This is a genomic window from Acutalibacter sp. 1XD8-33 (genome assembly GCF_003612555.1).
Taxonomy (GTDB): Bacteria; Bacillota; Clostridia; order Oscillospirales; family Acutalibacteraceae; genus Acutalibacter.
In genome coordinates this window covers 148799-164379 of the sequence record NZ_RAZF01000003.1, presented here as the reverse complement: position 1 = coordinate 164379, position 15581 = coordinate 148799, and the positions used below count along the sequence as shown (strand labels likewise).

Here is a 15581-nt window from a genome sequence, read left to right as displayed (position 1 = left end):
CATATCTATGAATCGGAGTTACCGGAAAAACATCCTGCGCACCGTGCGGGGCACCCTCTCTCGATTTCTCGCCATCTTTGCCATTGTAGCCCTGGGATCCGGCTTTTTGGCGGGCGTGCTGGCCTCTCCCCTGGACATGCGCGTCTCCGCCGACCGCTATTATGACAGCGCCCGCATGTTTGACCTGCGGGTGGTCTCCACCCTGGGGCTCACCTCTGCCGATATGGAGAAAATCGCGGAGGTTTCCGGCGTGGAAGCGGTTATGCCCGCCTATGACATGGATCTGGTGATGCTCTCAGAGGAGGGCGACGCCTACACCACCCGCCTGCACAGCCTGCCGGAAGCGGGCTCCCCCCAGCTGAACACTCCTGTCCTCCAGGAAGGCCGCCTGCCGGAGGCCCCCGGGGAATGCGCCGTTATCCTCTCCAAGAGCTTTACCGGGGAGACGGACTGGATCGGCCAGACCCTCACCGTGGACCCGGAAGAGAAGATCGACGCCCTGCCAAAGACCTTCACCGTGGTGGGCACTGTCCAGAGCTCCCTGTATCTTTCTCTGGAGCAGGAGCGCTCCACCGCCGGCACCGGCACCCTGGGCCTGAAGCTCTGCACCGTGCCGGAGAGCTTTGACCAGAACTACTACACCACCGCCTACCTCACCCTCTCCGGCGGCGCGGACTTGAACGCCTTCTATCAGGAGTATGAGGATTTGACGGGGTCCGCAGCAGAGCTGCTGGAAGTGCTGGGCGAGGACCGAGCGGGGGTGCGCTACCGGGAGATTGTGGACGAGGCCAACGAGGAACTGGCCGACGCCCGAAAGGAATACGAGGACGCCAAGGCCCAGGCGGAGGAGGAGCTGGCCGACGCAAAGAAAAAGCTCCTGGACGGAGAGGCGGAGATCGCCGAAAATGAGGACAAGTTGGCGGACGCCAAACAGGAGCTGGAGGACGGCAGAGAAGAGCTGGAGGAGGGCCGGGCGGAGTACCGGACGGAGACGGCCTCCGCCCAGAAGCAGATCGACGACGGCTGGGCCCAGGTAAACGGCTACCAGAGCCAGATCGACTCCGGGCGGGAGCAGATTGCCGCCGCTCAGGGGCAGATCACCGCCGGGCGGCGGGAGTGGGAGGCCGGGTCCGCCCAGCTGGCGGAGTCCAAAATCCAGCTGGACCAGACCCAGGCCCAGTTGGACGGCATCGACCAGGGCAAGGCGGCGCTGGCCGGGGTTGCCCAGCAGATGGGACTTCCCGCCCCTGGCTCCGACCAGGAGGCTTTGGGCCTCATCATCCAGCTGGAACAGCTGGCCCCGGAGGCCGCCGCCCAGTTCGCCCCCCTGAAGCAGGGGCTGGAGGCTCTGGCCGCTCAGGGCACGGATTCCGCTGGGGCGCGGCAGGCGCTGGAGGTCGGGCTGGCCCAGTATCAGCAGGGGCTGGACCAGCTCCAAAAGTCCAAGGCCCAGCTGGACCAGAGTCAGGCCCAGCTGAACGCCCAGTTGGGAGAGCTGGAAGGCCAGCAGTCCACCCTGAATGCCCAGAAATCCCAGCTGACCAGTTCTCAGGAGACCTTGCGCTCCACCATGGCGGACACAGAGGCCCGGCTGGCCCAGGCGGAGAAGGACCTGGCCAGCGGCCAGGCGGAATACGACGATGGCGCAAAGCAGCTGGAGGACGCGAAGCAGGCGCTGGCGGACGGCTGGCAGGACTATCGGGAGGGGGAGGCCGAGGCCGAAGAGGAGCTCTCCGAGGCGGAGGAAAAGCTCCTGGACGCCCAGCGGGAGATCGACGACATCCAGGAGGGGGAATGGTATGTTTTTTCCCGGGAGGATAATCCGGGCTTCTCCAGCTACGCCTCCAACGCGGACAAGATCGCGGCCATCGCCCAGGTGTTCCCGGTGTTTTTCTTCCTGGTGGCGGCGCTGGTGGCTCTTACCACCATGGCCCGCATGGTGGAGGAAGAGCGCCAGCAGATCGGCACCATGAAGGCCCTGGGCTACACCCCCGTGCAGATCGCGGGGAAATATCTGTTCTACGCCGCCGCGGCCAGCCTTCTGGGCTGCGTGGCGGGGGTTCTGATCGGCATGTGGCTGTTCCCCACCGTGATTATCAACGCCTACAACATCATGTATGACTTGCCGGAGATCGTCACCCCCTTCAGCTGGAGTCTGGCCCTGTTTTCTGCGGTCACCGCCACCCTCTGCACTCTGGCCGCCACCCTCAATGCCTGCTGGAGCGCTCTGCGGGAAGTCCCCGCCCGGTTGATGCTGCCCAAGGCTCCCAAGGCCGGCAAGCGCATCCTGCTGGAATCCATCTCCCCGCTGTGGAGACGGATGAAATTCACCCAGAAAGTCACCGCCAGAAATCTGTTCCGCTATAAAAAGCGCTTCTTTATGACAGTGACCGGCATTGCCGGATGCACTGCCCTGCTGGTCACCGGCTTCGGCATCCGGGATTCTGTCTCCGACATTGTGGGCATCCAGTATAGCCAGCTCTCCTCCTACCAGCTCATTGTGGGCCTCAAGCATGAAAGCGCTTTGGAGGGCTCCGCCTTAAAGGAGATCCTGGGAGACGAGAGCCGGATCGCCGGGTATCTTCCTGCCCTTCAGGAGAGCGGGGCCGTGGTGCCCAAGGGGGACGACCCCGCCGACGACATCACCATCTTTGTGCCCTCAGAGACAGACCGCCTGCCGGAGTTCTTCCACTTCCGCCACAGGACCGGCAGTGAGCCAGTGGAGTACGGGGAGGACGCGGTGATCGTCACGGAAAAGCTGGCGGAGCGCCAGCACCTGAGCGTGGGCGACGTGATCACCGTGAAGAACCAGGACGAGATCCGGGGGGAGTTCACCGTCACGGATATCTGCGAAAACTACGTGTACCACTACCTCTACATCTCCGCCGGGGCTTATGAGGAGGCCTTTGGCAAGCCTCCGGAAAACAATTCCATCCTATGCCAGTTTCCCCCGGACGGTCCTGCCGGAGGTGAGGACCAGCTGACCACGGAGCTGTTGAAATGCACGGACGTGGCCATGACCAATTCCACTGTGGAGCTCTCGGAGAGCTTCCACAACAGCATTCAGAGCATCAACTATATTGTGGTGGTGCTGATCGTCTCCGCCGGGGCCCTGGCCTTTGTGGTGGTATACAATCTCACCAACATCAATATTACCGAACGGATGAAGGAGCTGGCAACCATCAAGGTCCTGGGTTTCTACAACGGTGAGGTGGCCGCCTATGTCTACCGGGAAACCGCCGCCCTCACGGTGATCGGCACGGGGGTGGGCCTGCTGCTGGGGGTGGTGCTGCACCAGTTCGTCATCCGCACGGCGGAGGTGGATATGATCATGTTCGGCCGGGCCATCTACGCCCCCAGCTACATCTGGGCCGCCCTACTCACGGTGGTTTTCAGCGTGCTGGTAAATCTGGTGATGTACCGCAAGCTCACCGCCATCAGCATGGTGGAGAGCATGAAGGCCCCGGAATAGTGGGAAATGTTTTTGATGTATGTTATGGCCGGAGGGCACACGTGCCCTCCGGCAAGGTCGTGGAGCTCTGCTCCACACCACGCCAGGGGCCTAGACGCCTGAGACTTGGCTTCGCCAAGTCTTGGACCGCGCAATGTGTCTGGCTTTACCGCACACAACTAACCAGAGTAAAAGTTTCGTCCACCTTTTCAAAGGTGGTGGGGGACGGGGGGCAAAGCCCTCAGCCGCCGGAGGGTGAGCGTCTGCCGGTGGCAGACACGCCGCGAACCGACCGAGCCGGCAGGCGAGACCCCATAACAATCGTCCAAAAAATTTTCCAATAGCAATAGAAAGAGGTGTCCCTATGAAGCATCTGATTGTGGCCGGAGTGCCCCGGTCCGGCAAGAGCACCCTCTCCCGCAGGATTGCAAAAGAATTCGGCTGGCAGCACGTGTGTATGGACGCGGTGATCGCGGGCTTCGAGCAGTGCTTTCCCGAAACCGGCGTGGACACCGGTATAAGTGTCAACAAGGGAAAATCCTCCCTGGAAATCTTGCGGATCATCAGCGGAAAAATTGCCCCCTTTCTCCGGGCCATGACCAGCGAGGAGGAGTACGATCACAAAAACGGGCCCATGGTCATCGACATGTACCAACTGCTGCCCGAGGACTACGTCCGCTGCGGGCTCTCCTCCACCTGCCGGATCCTCTATCTCCTCACTGGAGACGTGACCCCGGAGGAGCGGTTTGCCATCCAGAAAAAATTCGACACCCCCGAGGACTACACCTATGACCTCTCGGACGAGGAACGCATGGAGGGCTGCGAATATCTGGTGGAGCAGAGCCGTCTGATCCGGGGCCAATGTGAAGCCCACGGCCTGCCTGTCTATGAGACGGCCCGGGAGCGGGAACAGGTTTTCCAGGGAATTCTCGCCCGGTTGAAGGAGAAAAAGGAGGAATTTTTATGAACGCGGCGGAAATCCGGCTGGCGCGTCCCGGCCCGGAGCACAGGGAGAAGGCCCTGGCTTTCCGACGGGAGTTTTTCGACCAGGGAGAAGAGATCATCTCCGGCAGCGGGCTGCTGGACAAGACGGAGCGCTACGAGGACTGGCTGGATTCTGTGACTCGCAACGCCAGCCCGGAGACCGTCAACCCCAATTGGGTGCTGACGGACACCTTCTTCGCCACAGACGGCGCGGGGGAAATCGTGGGAATCATCGACCTGCGTCATGAGCTGAACGAGTTTCTCCGGGACCTGGGCAACTGCGGCTACAGCGTGCGGCCCAGCCGGCGGCGGAGTGGCTATGGGCGGCGGATGCTGGGTCTGGTGTTGGAGGAGGCCCGGCGGGCCGGGCTTCCGGAGCTGCACATCTCTGTGGAGCGGGGCAACCTGCCCTCTGTCCGGATAATCCAGGCCAACGGCGGCGTGTACGAGCGTAGCTTTCTTCACGAGGGAGCTGCGGCGGACATATACCGGTTGGCATTGGGCTGCACTTCCGGGAAATTTTGATAAAGCATAGATTACAAGAAGAACAGGCCCGCTGCGGACCGGAGGAGGGAAGAACTGTGGAAAAGAGCGTGCAGGACATGGCAGGTCAGCTGCTCAAATGGCTGCTGGATTTTGGAGGGAACCTGCTTTTGGCGGGTTTGATTTTTCTGGGCGGCTGGTGGCTGGCGAAGCTGGCCGGAAGGCTCACCCGGCGGGCTGTGGAAAAAGGCCGCACCGATTCCCTGGTGGCGGGGTTTCTGGGCTCCATTGTCAGGTCCCTGGTGATTCTGATGGCCTCGGTAAGCGCTATCGCTCAGCTGCAAATCAATATCACGTCTCTGGTGGCGGCCCTGGGCGCGGCGGGTCTCACCGCCAGCTTTGCCCTGCAGGGAAGCCTCTCCAACTTTGTCAGCGGGGTCCAGATCATCTTCACCAAACCCTTCAAGCAAGGGGACTACCTGTCCTTCGGAGGCTATGAGGGCAGCGTGAAGCGCATCGAGATCCTCTATACCATTCTGGCTACCTTCGACAACAAAGAGGTGATCGTGCCCAATTCTAAGATCACCGGGGACGTGGTGGTGAATTTTTCCAGCAACGGCACCCGCCGCCTGGACTTGAGCTATGCCGTGTCCTACCGGGCGGATCTGAAAAAGGCCAAGGAAATCCTCTGGGAGCTGGCCGAGAAAGACGGCCGGGTGCTGAACGATCCCCCGCCCCTGGTGGCTGTTGGGGAGATGAAAGACAGCTCTGTCACCCTGGCGATGAAACTCTGGTGCCGTCAGGAGGAATACTGGAACCTGTATTTCTCCATGCAGGAGGCGGTGAAGCTGACCTTTGACCGGGAGGGCGTGGAGATTCCCTATCCTCAGCTGGATGTACACCTCAAAGGGGAAAAAGAACAAAACAAATAGGGCCTGTCCGGAGAAGCCGGAAAGCCCTAACTTGTTCCATTATGATGTTTGCTTACACAGCCCGGGTCACTTTGCCGGACCGCAGGCAGCGGGTGCAAGCGTATACGCGCTTGGGGGTTCCGTCAACAATCGCCTTTACCCGACGGATATTGGGCTTCCAGGCACGGTTGGAATGCCGCATCGAGTGGGAAACCTTACATCCAAAAGCTACGCCCTTGCCGCAGAATTCACATTTTGCCATATCTGCACCTCCTTGGTAGGCAGTTCTCAAGTCAACAAGATGAATTATAGCAGATGAGGGGCTAAATTGCAAGTTTTTTTTGAAAGGAATTGTCTTTTTCCCAAAAATAGGGTATAATCCATAGGATAACGAGATTGTGAACCGAAAAGGGATTTGGGTGGGATCCTCCAACCAGCCCTTTTCCAGAAAGATTGTGAGGGATACCATGTTTTTCAGCGTAATCAGAACCATCCTGGCGGGACAGCCGGTGGATATCGCGGCGGTCAGCGCCCAGGTGCTGGCCATTGTGTTTGTGATTTTGTGCATCCTGCCCCTGCACGAGTTCGCCCACGGCTGGGTTGCCAATAAGCTGGGGGACCCCACGGCCAGGCTGGAGCGCCGGCTGACTCTGAACCCCCTTGCCAGCGTGGACCCGGTGGGCACGGTGTGGCTGTTCCTCTTCGGCTTTGGCTGGGCGAAGCCGGTGCCGGTGAACCCCCGGTATTTCCGCAAGCCCAAGCGGGATATGGCCATTGTGGCCCTGGCAGGGCCTGTCTCCAACCTGCTGGCGGCCCTGGTGGGCGCGGTGCTGCTTTTTGCCATGCTCACCCTGGCGCCCTATAACGGCGTCACCAGCTTCATAATCAAGGTCTTCAGCTACTATGTCACTGTCAATGTGACCCTGGCGGCCTTCAATCTGCTGCCCATTCCGCCCCTGGACGGCTCCCGCATTCTGGGCGCGTTCCTCAGCGACCGGGCCCTGGCCGCCTATTACCGCTACCAGAACCTGTTTGTGATGGTGCTGTTCGTGCTGATGATCTCCGGGGCCTTCTCCGGTCCTCTCTACGCCATCGAGAACGTGCTCACCCGGGGAATCTCCTGGATCGCCGCCCTGCCTTTCCGGCTGTTTGGCCTGTTGTAATGGACAAGCTGCAATATAAGCTGGAGGTCTTTGAGGGTCCCCTGGACATGCTCCTGGCCCTGGTGGCAAAGAACAAGATCGACATCTACGACATCCCCATCGCGGAGCTTCTGGAGCAGTACATGGAGCAGATCCAGCTCATGCGGGAGGCGGACCTGGACATAGCCAGCGAGTTTTTAGAGATGGCTGCCCGGCTGGTGTACATCAAAACCCTTTCCCTTCTGCCCAGGCAGGAGGAAGACGAGGACCCCCGTCTGGAGCTGACGGGGCTGCTGCTGGAATATCAACAGTGCAAGCAGGCTGCGGAAGCTTTGCGGGAACGGGCCGCCTTTGACACGGTGACGCGTCCGGCGGAGGAACTCCCCGCAGACTATATCTATAAGCGGATCCATGACCCCCGGGAGCTGGGACAGGCCCTACGGGCTGCTTGGGGCAAGGGGAAGAGTCTGCTGCCCCCCAAGCCCGAGAGCTTTTCGGCGCTGGTATCGGCCCGGATTGTGTCCGTGGCCAGCCAGACGGTGTACGTGCTGCGCAGGCTGTGGAAGCAGGGAACGATGGCCTATCAGGCGCTGTTTCGGGAAAAGACAGACCGCTCCGCCCGGATCGCCGTGTTTCTGGCGGTGCTGGAGCTGGTGAAAAGCCGGCGGATTCGGGTAGAGGGCGAAGGAGGCGGCTGCCGGGTGCGGCTTCTCCCGAGAGACAAGACCAGAGAAGAGGACGCGCCCAAAAGTATACAAGCAGAGGATGGCATATGAATACGGAAGAACAGCTGATAGGGAAGGCAGAGGCGATTCTGTTCGCCGGCGGGGAGCCGGTGGCGCTGGACAGAATCGCCCAGGTGTTGGGGGTGCGTGTCTACGCGGTGGAAACGGCGGTGGCTCGGCTCCAGGAAAAATATAATACCCCGGAAAGCGGCGTGCACCTGCTGTTGCTGGGGGATTCGGCCCAGTTCTGCACCAATCCGGCCTATATCGAGCCGGTGCGGGCCGCCCTGGACCTGAAGCGCAACACGCCTCTCTCCCAGGCGGCCATGGAGGTGCTGGCGGTGGTGGCCTATAACCAGCCGGTGACCAAGGCTTTTGTAGAGCAGGTGCGGGGGGTGGACTGCTCCGGCGTGGTGGGCAGTCTGGTGCAGAAGGGGCTTCTGGAGGAGCGTGGGCGCCTGGAGCTGCCCGGCCGGCCCCTGCTTTACGGCACCACAGAAAATTTTCTCCGGTGCTTTCAGCTCTCCTCCATCGATCAGCTGCCCCCACCTCCTGGAGAGAGCGGTCAGGAGGAAGAGGAGGATGGCGAGGAAGAGGAAGGAGACCAGACCAAGCTGAGCCTATACGGATAGCGGAAAGCCGGGAAAGGGGAGAAGCCAATGATTGTCCTGTATGTATTGGGGGGCGTTTTAGGTGGGCTGATGGCCTTGGTTCTGGCCCTTTTGGCGCTCCTGCTGGTGGTTTCCCTGTTCCCGGTGCAGGCCTCGCTGGCCTTTCGCGGGGAGTTTTCCCTGGAGCTGCGGGTTCTGTTTCTGCGGATTCCCCTGCTGCCCGGCCGGGAAGAGCCGGAGAAGGATGAGCCTGAACCGGAAGCGGAACAGCCGCGGGAGGGGCAGGAGAAGAAATCCAGCGTGGGAGAGCGGATGAAGAAGGCCCTGAAGCGGGAAGGGTTGTCCGGATTTCTGGAGGCTTTGGGGGAGCTGGTCCGACTGGCGGGCGGAGCCTCGGCGGGGATTCTCCGGGGGCTGCGGCTCAAGGAGTTCGATCTGTACCTCTGTCTGGGCGGCTCTGGGGACGCCGCCCAGGCCGCCGTCCTGTACGGGCAGGTTTCCGGGGGCGTCTATTCCGCCTGTGGGGCGCTGTTTGGCCTGTTGCCCTGCAAAAAAAAGGGCGTCACGGTGGACCTGGACTACAGCGCAGGGGAGCCCCAGGTGGATTTTTCCGCCAGGCTCTCCATCCGCCCGGTGGTGATCCTCTGGGAAGGACTGAAGCTGTTCTTTAAGAGCCTGCGCCCGCTGAAACGAATTCTCTAAGAACTTTGGGACGCTGGCCGGATTTGGGGCCTGCTTGCCGGGCTGTCGCGTCCCAAAGGCCCCCGTCACTTAGAAGTATAGCAATCATAAAAATATCGCGCCAAAACCGAAACACACGAAAGGAATGGACAAAATGAGCGAAAACAAGGTAAACGAACTGCTGGGCGTCAGCATGGAAAAGATTAAGCAGATGGTGGATGTGAACACGGTGGTAGGGGACCCTGTCTCCACGCCGGACGGCACCACCGTGATCCCCATTTCCCGGGTGAACTACGGCTTTGCCGCCGGGGGCTCGGACCTGCCCTCCAAGGCCCAGCCCGCCGGGGGGCTCTTCGCCGGGGGCAGCGGGGCGGGGATCACGGTGGCTCCCGTCGCCTTTTTGTCCATTCATAACGGTGTTACCCGGGTGATCCAGATTGAGCCCTATTTCAGCCCGGTGGACCGTGCCTTGGAAAAGATCCCGGAAATTGTGGACATGCTCAACTCCTTGTTCCGCCGGGGCAAAGACGCGCAGGAGGAGAGCGAAGGAGCGGAAGGAGAAAAGTCCCCGACTGCGGCGGAAGCGGCGGAGGCCGCAGCAGCCGCAAGCATCGCAAAAGCGGAGGGGAAATCCTGAGAAAAGGGCGTTTCCCCGGGGAGCCGCCCCTTCGCATATCCTGCCGCCTGTCCGCATATTCTTAGAGCGTGTTCACCCTGTATGAACACGCTCTAAGAGAGGCGGGTGACTTGTTTTTTGAAAAAGTCCATACGAATAGCGGCCTGGGGGGCTCTTGCGGCCTGGATTTTGGGGGCCTTTTGCCCAGGGGCCCAGGCCCAGGCCCCCGGGGTGTCCGCCCAGAGCGCGGTGCTGATTTCCGCCGGGGACGGGGCCGTGGTCTTTGAGAAGAATGCCCACGAGCAGCTGGCCATGGCCAGCACCACTAAAATTATGACGGCCCTGCTCACCCTGGAGGAGGCTGCCCGTTCCGGCGATCCGGCGTTGGAGATTACCGGGGAGATGGTGCGGGTGGAGGGCTCTTCCATGGGCCTGCAGGAGGGAAACCGGCTGACCCTCTCAAACTTGACGGCGGGGATGCTTCTGGCCTCCGGCAACGACGCGGCCAACTCCGCCGCCCTGTATCTGGCCGGAAGCCAGGAGGCCTTTGGGGACATGATGAACGCCCGGGCGGGGGAGATCGGCATGAAGGATACCCATTTCGTCACCCCCTCCGGCCTGGACGACGAGGAACACTACTCCACTGCCTACGACATGGCCATTTTGGCCCGGGAGGCTCTGGAAAATCCCGAGTTTGCCCGGATTGCCGGCAGCGCCAGCCTCCAGGTGGAGTTCCTGGAACCCGCCCAGAAGGTCACCTATTCCAACCATAACAAGTTGCTGCGGATCTATGAGGGCTGTGTTGGCGTGAAAACCGGATTTACCAAAAAGGCGGGGCGCTGTCTGGTTTCCGCCGCCCGACGGGAGGGCACCACCCTGATCGCGGTCACCCTCAACGCCCCGGACGACTGGAACGACCACATGGCTCTGCTGGATTACGGTTTTCAGACGGTGAAAACCCTGTCGCTGGACGGAGGGGAGATTCCGGGCTCTCTTGCCGTGGCGGGGGGAGAGGAGGTTCCCCTGCGGGCGGGGGAGGGCGTAACCCCCACTGTGCCGGTGGAAGAGGCCGAAGGTGTCGTCCGGCGGGTGCTGCTGCCCAAATTCCTGTACGCGCCGGTGGAAAAGGGCGAGAAGGTGGGCAGGGTGCAGTATCTGGCAGGGGGGCAGGAGATTTACAGCGTGCCCATCCTGGCGGCGGAAGGGGTGGAGGCCCTTTTGCCGGAAGAACCCGGCTTCTGGGAAGGCCTTTGGCAGACGGTGCGGGGGTGGTTTGGCGCACAATATAGTTAACGCAGTTCAAAAGAGGTATGCGTCTTTTGAACCAGACGGCGCAACAGCTGCTGTGCCGCCCAGCGTGAAAATCGGTATATACCGATTTTCACGTGCGTTTACTATAACGCATGGAATGAAAAGAGCGAGGCCCGGTTCCGCTATTTCCCACAAGACTATCCCTCCAGAACTTTTTCCAGAAACTTCTCAATATTCATTACGGTGCGGGGCGTGAGAAAATGTTCAATTTTTTCGCACTGCTCCAGCTCGTCCTGGGTGCCGTTTACCGCGCATAACAGCCTGTGGACGATTTCGTGGCGGCGCAAAAGATACTCTCCCACCTGCCGCCCGGTTTCTGTTAAAGTGATGTATCCATACCGGGGAAATTGGATCAGCTCCCGAGCCCGGAGATTTCCGGCCATCTTGGAGGCCGACGGCGGTTTCACATGCAGGGCCTGGGCCAGGGTGGATACCCGCACCACCCCTTCCGAATCCTTCTGCATCCGGTAAATCATCTCCAAATAGTCCTCCATCGAGGAGGTAAGCAGGCCGTGCTCAATCAGATTGTATCCTTTCAGCGTGTAAAACCCCTCTGTCCCCATGTGGAACGATTCCTCCCTGTCACAAGTCCGGACAACCGGAATATAGTAGAGAGAAGAAAGAAACTTTCTTTCTCCTAACTTTACATCGTATTCTGGAGTTGATGAATATATGTTCCACGAAGCAACGCTGTCCAGCCTGCGCCAGGGCCAGGCCGCCAAAGTCGCCGTCTTGAAAGCGCAGGGGTCTATGCGCCGGAGGTTCCAGGATCTGGGCCTTATTGAGGGCACCGCAGTAGAATGTCTGGGGGCCGGTCCCCTGGGGGATCCCTGCGCCTATCTGATCCGGGGGGCGGTCATTGCCCTGCGCCAGTGCGACGCCAGTACGATCGTCATTGGGCCGGCCTATGCCGCCGGAGTTTTGGCGTCTCCCGTCTCTCCCCTTCCGGCGGCTGAATAGGCGGTGTGGTATGGGGCTATCGAAATCATCCACCGGACTGGGTGCGTCCAACACTCAGCTGATACTGCAAAAACGTTCTGAACAGGACCGTGTGGTGGCATTGGCCGGAAACCCCAATGTGGGAAAGAGCACTGTGTTCAACGCTCTTACCGGTCTGCATCAGCATACAGGAAATTGGCCTGGGAAAACCGTGACCAACGCCCAGGGCTACTGCCAGTTTCAGGGAACCGGCTATCTGTTGGTGGACCTGCCGGGGTGCTATTCTCTACAGGCCCATTCCGCGGAAGAAGAGGCCGCCCGGGACTTTCTCTGCTTTGGCGGCGCGGACTGCGTGGTCGTGGTCTGCGACGCCACCTGCCTGGAGCGGAACCTGAACCTGGTCCTGCAGGTGCTGGAGCTGGCCCCCAACACCGTGGTCTGCGTAAATCTTTTGGACGAGGCCCGGCGAAAGGGAGTTCGAGTAGATCTGGAGGAGCTTTCCGGCCTGCTGGGCGTGCCGGTGGTAGGGGCCTCCGCCCGGGAGGGAAAGGGACTGGAAGCCCTCATGAGAGAGGCCGGCCGCCTGTCTGCCACTCCTCTGCCTCCCAGAGAGCCTCCTGTCGTCGTCTATTCCCCCCAGGCGGAAGGTTTGATTGCCCGGCTTCTGCCCAGAGTGGAGTCCCTGCATGGAGGTGTGGCCAACTCCCGCTGGCTGGCGGCAAAGCTGCTGGACGGCGTGGACCCCAGTCTGGAGTCTGCCATGGGGAAGCGGCTGAGGCTCCCCCTCTCCCAGGACCCGGAGATCCGCCGGGTTCTGGAGGAGGTCGGGCCGGAGCGGGAGGCCCTTCGGGACTCTATGGCCGCTAGCATGGTCCATCGGGCGGAGGAGATTGCCCGAGCGGTGACAAAGACGGAAAACGGGGGTTACAGTCCCCGGGACCGGAAAATCGACCGGATCCTCACCAGCCCCCTTACGGGTTTTCCAATTATGCTGCTGATGCTGCTGGGGATTTTCTGGCTCACCATCGCCGGGGCCAACTACCCTTCCCAGCTGCTGAGCCAGGGCCTGTTCTGGCTGGGGGACCAGTTGGGAGAACTTCTGGCATGGGCCGGGTGGCCTGGGTGGCTGCGGGGCCTGCTCTGCGACGGCATGTACAAGACCCTGGCCTGGGTGGTGGCGGTGATGCTGCCCCCTATGGCAATTTTCTTCCCCTTGTTCACCCTGCTGGAAGATCTGGGCTATCTGCCCCGGGTGGCCTTTAATATGGACCGGTGCTTTCACTGCTGCGGAGCCTGCGGAAAGCAGGCGCTGACCACCTGCATGGGCTTTGGATGTAATGCCGCCGGGGTGGTGGGCTGCCGGATTATTGATTCTCCCCGGGAGCGGCTCATTGCCATGCTCACCAACAATTTCGTCCCCTGCAATGGCCGTCTGCCCATGCTCATCTCCCTGATCGCCATGTTTTTCGTAGGGGCCGCCGGGGGCTTTGGGGCCTCTGTGCTGTCCGCCCTACTTCTGGTGGGGGTGATCGGCCTGGGTCTGCTGATGACCTTCGCCGTCTCCAAATTTCTGTCCTCCACTTTGCTGAAAGGGGTCCCTAGCTCCTTTACGCTGGAGTTACCCCCCTATCGCCGGCCCCAGATCGGCAAGGTGATTGTGCGCTCCATCTTCGACCGCACCCTGTTCGTCCTGGGCCGGGCGGCTTCGGTGGCGGCCCCGGCCGGGCTGGTGATCTGGCTGCTGGCTAACCTCCATGTGGGGGGAGCGTCCCTTCTGGCCCACTGCGCCGGGTTCCTGGACCCCTTCGCCCGGATGTTCGGCATGGATGGGGTCATCCTTCTGGCCTTCATCCTGGGCTTGCCCGCCAACGAAATCGTCATCCCCCTGATTATCATGGCCTATCTCTCCCAGGGGAGCCTTGTGGAACTCTCGGACCTGTCCGCCCTGCGGGCCCTGCTGGTGGACAACGGCTGGACCTGGGTCACGGCCCTGTGCGTGGTGGTGTTCTCCCTGATGCACTGGCCCTGCTCCACCACCTGCCTCACCATCAGAAAGGAGAGCCAGAGCTGGAAGTGGACCGCCGTTGCGGTAGCCATCCCCACGGTCTGCGGCCTGGGGCTGTGCTTTCTCATCGCCAATACCTGCCGCCTGCTGGGATTGGGGTAGGAGCGGGCTGTTCACCGGGACTGTCTAAAACGAAGAGTTCTTGAAAATACGAAGTGGCCTTCATGCGCACAGAGTCTCGTCTGCCGCCTCGCTCGGTTCGCAGCTTGTCTACCACTGACAGACGCTCACCCCCCACACCCCGCCAGCGGTAAACTTGGCGTTGCCAAGTTTACCGCTGGACCGGCCAAAGCCGTCCAGAGTAAAAGTTTTGTAGACTTCGTGTAGCGAACGTTTTACTTTTCTCAAAATTGGTGGGGGTCGGGGGGGCAGAGTTCGTAAGACGAAATCTAACGAATTCTTAGCCGCCGGAGGCCCCCCTACTACTTCAAAAAATATTCGATTTGGACACTCCTCTGTTCACCTCAGTATGAGATAGGCCTCTATGGCCTGGAACTTTTTCTCTCCGATGCCGCTCACCTCTTTCAGCTCCTCCACGGCCACAAACCCGCCGTAGGCCTCCCGGTAGTCCACAATCCGCTGGGCCAGGGCCGGACCGACGCCCGGCAGGAGGGCCAGTTCCTCCACGGTGGCGGTATTCAGATTCACCAGCCCGTCCAGCTCCGGCGGGGACGGAGAAGGAGCAGCCTCCTCTTCCTGAGTCAGGCTGCTCCCTTTTCGCGCGTCTCTCTGGTCGGCCATGGGCAAGGAAGATTCGCCAGTCTCCCTGATGGAGAAAAAGCAAAGGAACGCTGCGGCCAGCAGCACGATGCCGCAGGCTCTCCGGGCCTGCCTCCCGCTCATAGCCGCCGTCCCCTTCCCGAGCCCTTCCGGGACTCCGCCAGAAGCCCCAGGAGCTCCTCTTTGCTCAGCTCCCGGAACTTGCCCTGGGGCAGCATTCCCAGCCGTACCGGCCCGATGGCTGTCCGTTTCAGCCGGGCTACCTCCAGCCCCAAGGCCTCGCACATCCGGCGGATCTCCCGGTTGCGGCCCTCATAGAGGATGATCTCCACGACCGCCCGGCCGGGCTGCTGTTCCAACACCCGTGCCTTGGCGGGAGCCGTCATTTTTCCGTCCAGCAAAATACCCGTGCTGAGTTTCACCAACTGCTCCTCATTGATTCCAGGCCGTAGGGTTACCCGGTAGGTTTTCGCCACATGGGTTTTGGGATGGGAGACCGCGTTGGCGAAGTCCCCATCGTTGGTCATCAGCAGCAGGCCTTCGGAATCCTTGTCCAGCCGCCCCACCGGATACACCCGCTCCGATACGTTCTCCACCAGCTGGGCCACGCACTTCCGCCCTCGCTCGTCCTCCATGGTGGTGACGAAGCCCCGGGGCTTATGGAGGGCCAGATAGAGTTTCTCTTCCGGCAGCTTCAGCCGCATCCCATCCACCGCCACAAGGTCTTTTCCCGGGCGGGCGCTGTCCCCTAGCCGGGCGGTACGGCCGTTCACCGTCACCCGGCCGTCCGCGATCATCTGCTCTGCCTTCCGCCGGGAGGCAAGTCCCGCCTGGGCGATCAATTTTTGCAGTCTGCTCTCCTGGGCCATACTTCTTCCTCTTTTCCCGCAGCTTTCTTTACTTTTAGAAGCTGTACCGATAGGATTTGTATTGTAGTAAACA

16 protein-coding genes are annotated in these 15581 nt (G+C 61.0%); 12 read left to right on the top strand and 4 right to left on the bottom strand.

Going from position 1 to position 15581, the window contains the following annotated elements:
• Positions 1-7: 7 nt before the first annotated feature.
• The 4 genes from D7X94_RS03935 (at position 8) to D7X94_RS03920 (ending at position 5850) form a co-directional block, all read left to right on the top strand.
• Positions 8-3472 (top strand): FtsX-like permease family protein, encoded by a 3465-nt coding sequence (locus tag D7X94_RS03935; RefSeq protein WP_120426397.1) that lies wholly within the window; start codon positions 8-10, stop codon positions 3470-3472.
• Positions 3473-3815: 343 nt separating this feature from the next.
• Positions 3816-4418 carry a hypothetical protein gene (locus D7X94_RS03930; RefSeq protein WP_120426396.1) on the top strand — a complete coding sequence of 201 codons (603 nt, stop codon included), beginning with the start codon at positions 3816-3818 and terminating at the stop codon, positions 4416-4418.
• The gene (locus D7X94_RS03925) at positions 4415-4960 is read left to right on the top strand and encodes a GNAT family N-acetyltransferase (protein ID WP_120426395.1); all 546 of its coding nucleotides are present in this window, start codon (positions 4415-4417) and stop codon (positions 4958-4960) included. Before D7X94_RS03930 ends, D7X94_RS03925 begins: the two co-directional genes overlap by 4 nt.
• Positions 4961-5016: 56 nt before the next feature.
• Positions 5017-5850, top strand: coding sequence for a mechanosensitive ion channel family protein (locus tag D7X94_RS03920; protein ID WP_120426394.1), 834 nt, complete (start codon positions 5017-5019; stop codon positions 5848-5850).
• A 52-nt stretch (positions 5851-5902) separates the two neighbouring features.
• Here the strand turns inward: D7X94_RS03920 and rpmB are convergent, their stop codons facing one another.
• Complete coding sequence (gene rpmB / locus D7X94_RS03915; protein ID WP_120426393.1) at positions 5903-6091, bottom strand: 50S ribosomal protein L28; 189 nt, start codon at positions 6089-6091, stop codon at positions 5903-5905.
• 136 nt (positions 6092-6227) lie between these two features.
• Here rpmB and D7X94_RS03910 point away from each other — a divergent pair, with 136 nt between their 5' ends.
• The 6 genes from D7X94_RS03910 (at position 6228) to D7X94_RS03885 (ending at position 10897) form a co-directional block, all read left to right on the top strand.
• Complete coding sequence (locus D7X94_RS03910) at positions 6228-6992, top strand: site-2 protease family protein (protein WP_243111141.1); 765 nt, start codon at positions 6228-6230, stop codon at positions 6990-6992.
• On the top strand, positions 6992-7747 hold the full coding sequence (locus tag D7X94_RS03905) for a segregation and condensation protein A (protein WP_120426392.1): 756 nt from the start codon (positions 6992-6994) through the stop codon (positions 7745-7747). Before D7X94_RS03910 ends, D7X94_RS03905 begins: the two co-directional genes overlap by 1 nt.
• Positions 7744-8328: an SMC-Scp complex subunit ScpB gene (gene scpB / locus D7X94_RS03900; protein ID WP_120426391.1), complete on the top strand. Its 585-nt coding sequence runs from the start codon at positions 7744-7746 to the stop codon at positions 8326-8328. The genes D7X94_RS03905 and scpB overlap by 4 nt, the downstream gene beginning before the upstream one ends.
• Positions 8329-8355: 27 nt before the next feature.
• The gene (locus D7X94_RS03895; RefSeq protein ID WP_120426390.1) at positions 8356-9009 is read left to right on the top strand and encodes a hypothetical protein; all 654 of its coding nucleotides are present in this window, start codon (positions 8356-8358) and stop codon (positions 9007-9009) included.
• 133 nt (positions 9010-9142) lie between these two features.
• Positions 9143-9625, top strand: a complete 483-nt coding sequence (ytfJ, locus tag D7X94_RS03890) for a GerW family sporulation protein (RefSeq protein WP_158590885.1) — start codon at positions 9143-9145, stop codon at positions 9623-9625.
• 117 nt (positions 9626-9742) lie between these two features.
• The gene (locus tag D7X94_RS03885) at positions 9743-10897 is read left to right on the top strand and encodes a D-alanyl-D-alanine carboxypeptidase family protein (protein WP_120426388.1); all 1155 of its coding nucleotides are present in this window, start codon (positions 9743-9745) and stop codon (positions 10895-10897) included.
• A gap of 155 nt (positions 10898-11052) precedes the next feature.
• Here D7X94_RS03885 and D7X94_RS03880 read toward each other — a convergent pair whose 3' ends face one another.
• Positions 11053-11478 (bottom strand): metal-dependent transcriptional regulator, encoded by a 426-nt coding sequence (locus D7X94_RS03880; protein WP_120426387.1) that lies wholly within the window; start codon positions 11476-11478, stop codon positions 11053-11055.
• A gap of 109 nt (positions 11479-11587) precedes the next feature.
• Between D7X94_RS03880 and D7X94_RS03875 the strand changes: the two genes are divergently transcribed.
• Positions 11588-11875, top strand: a complete 288-nt coding sequence (locus D7X94_RS03875) for a FeoA family protein (protein ID WP_120426386.1) — start codon at positions 11588-11590, stop codon at positions 11873-11875.
• A 10-nt stretch (positions 11876-11885) separates the two neighbouring features.
• On the top strand, positions 11886-14021 hold the full coding sequence (feoB, locus tag D7X94_RS03870; protein ID WP_120426385.1) for a ferrous iron transport protein B: 2136 nt from the start codon (positions 11886-11888) through the stop codon (positions 14019-14021).
• Positions 14022-14378: 357 nt separating this feature from the next.
• Here the strand turns inward: feoB and D7X94_RS03865 are convergent, their stop codons facing one another.
• Both D7X94_RS03865 and D7X94_RS03860 read right to left on the bottom strand, forming a co-directional pair.
• A complete protein-coding gene (locus tag D7X94_RS03865; RefSeq protein WP_120426384.1) occupies positions 14379-14762 on the bottom strand; it encodes a ComEA family DNA-binding protein in 384 nt (127 codons plus the stop codon).
• Positions 14759-15508: a pseudouridine synthase gene (locus D7X94_RS03860; protein WP_120426383.1), complete on the bottom strand. Its 750-nt coding sequence runs from the start codon at positions 15506-15508 to the stop codon at positions 14759-14761. Before D7X94_RS03860 ends, D7X94_RS03865 begins: the two co-directional genes overlap by 4 nt.
• Positions 15509-15581: the final 73 nt, after the last annotated feature.

Excerpts from the sequence above, each read along its gene's own strand:
- D7X94_RS03895 (WP_120426390.1), top strand. The coding sequence starts at position 8,356 with ATGATTGTCCTGTATGTATTGGGGGGCGTTTTAGGTGGGCTGATGGCC.
- D7X94_RS03905 (WP_120426392.1), top strand. The coding sequence starts at position 6,992 with ATGGACAAGCTGCAATATAAGCTGGAGGTCTTTGAGGGTCCCCTGGAC.
- D7X94_RS03875 (WP_120426386.1), top strand. The coding sequence starts at position 11,588 with ATGTTCCACGAAGCAACGCTGTCCAGCCTGCGCCAGGGCCAGGCCGCC.
- D7X94_RS03880 (WP_120426387.1), bottom strand. The coding sequence starts at position 11,478 with ATGGGGACAGAGGGGTTTTACACGCTGAAAGGATACAATCTGATTGAG.
- scpB (WP_120426391.1), top strand. The coding sequence starts at position 7,744 with ATGAATACGGAAGAACAGCTGATAGGGAAGGCAGAGGCGATTCTGTTC.
- D7X94_RS03865 (WP_120426384.1), bottom strand. The coding sequence starts at position 14,762 with ATGAGCGGGAGGCAGGCCCGGAGAGCCTGCGGCATCGTGCTGCTGGCC.
- D7X94_RS03925 (WP_120426395.1), top strand. The coding sequence starts at position 4,415 with ATGAACGCGGCGGAAATCCGGCTGGCGCGTCCCGGCCCGGAGCACAGG.
- ytfJ (WP_158590885.1), top strand. The coding sequence starts at position 9,143 with ATGAGCGAAAACAAGGTAAACGAACTGCTGGGCGTCAGCATGGAAAAG.
- D7X94_RS03860 (WP_120426383.1), bottom strand. The coding sequence starts at position 15,508 with ATGGCCCAGGAGAGCAGACTGCAAAAATTGATCGCCCAGGCGGGACTT.
- rpmB (WP_120426393.1), bottom strand. The coding sequence starts at position 6,091 with ATGGCAAAATGTGAATTCTGCGGCAAGGGCGTAGCTTTTGGATGTAAG.
- feoB (WP_120426385.1), top strand. The coding sequence starts at position 11,886 with ATGGGGCTATCGAAATCATCCACCGGACTGGGTGCGTCCAACACTCAG.
- D7X94_RS03935 (WP_120426397.1), top strand. The coding sequence starts at position 8 with ATGAATCGGAGTTACCGGAAAAACATCCTGCGCACCGTGCGGGGCACC.
- D7X94_RS03930 (WP_120426396.1), top strand. The coding sequence starts at position 3,816 with ATGAAGCATCTGATTGTGGCCGGAGTGCCCCGGTCCGGCAAGAGCACC.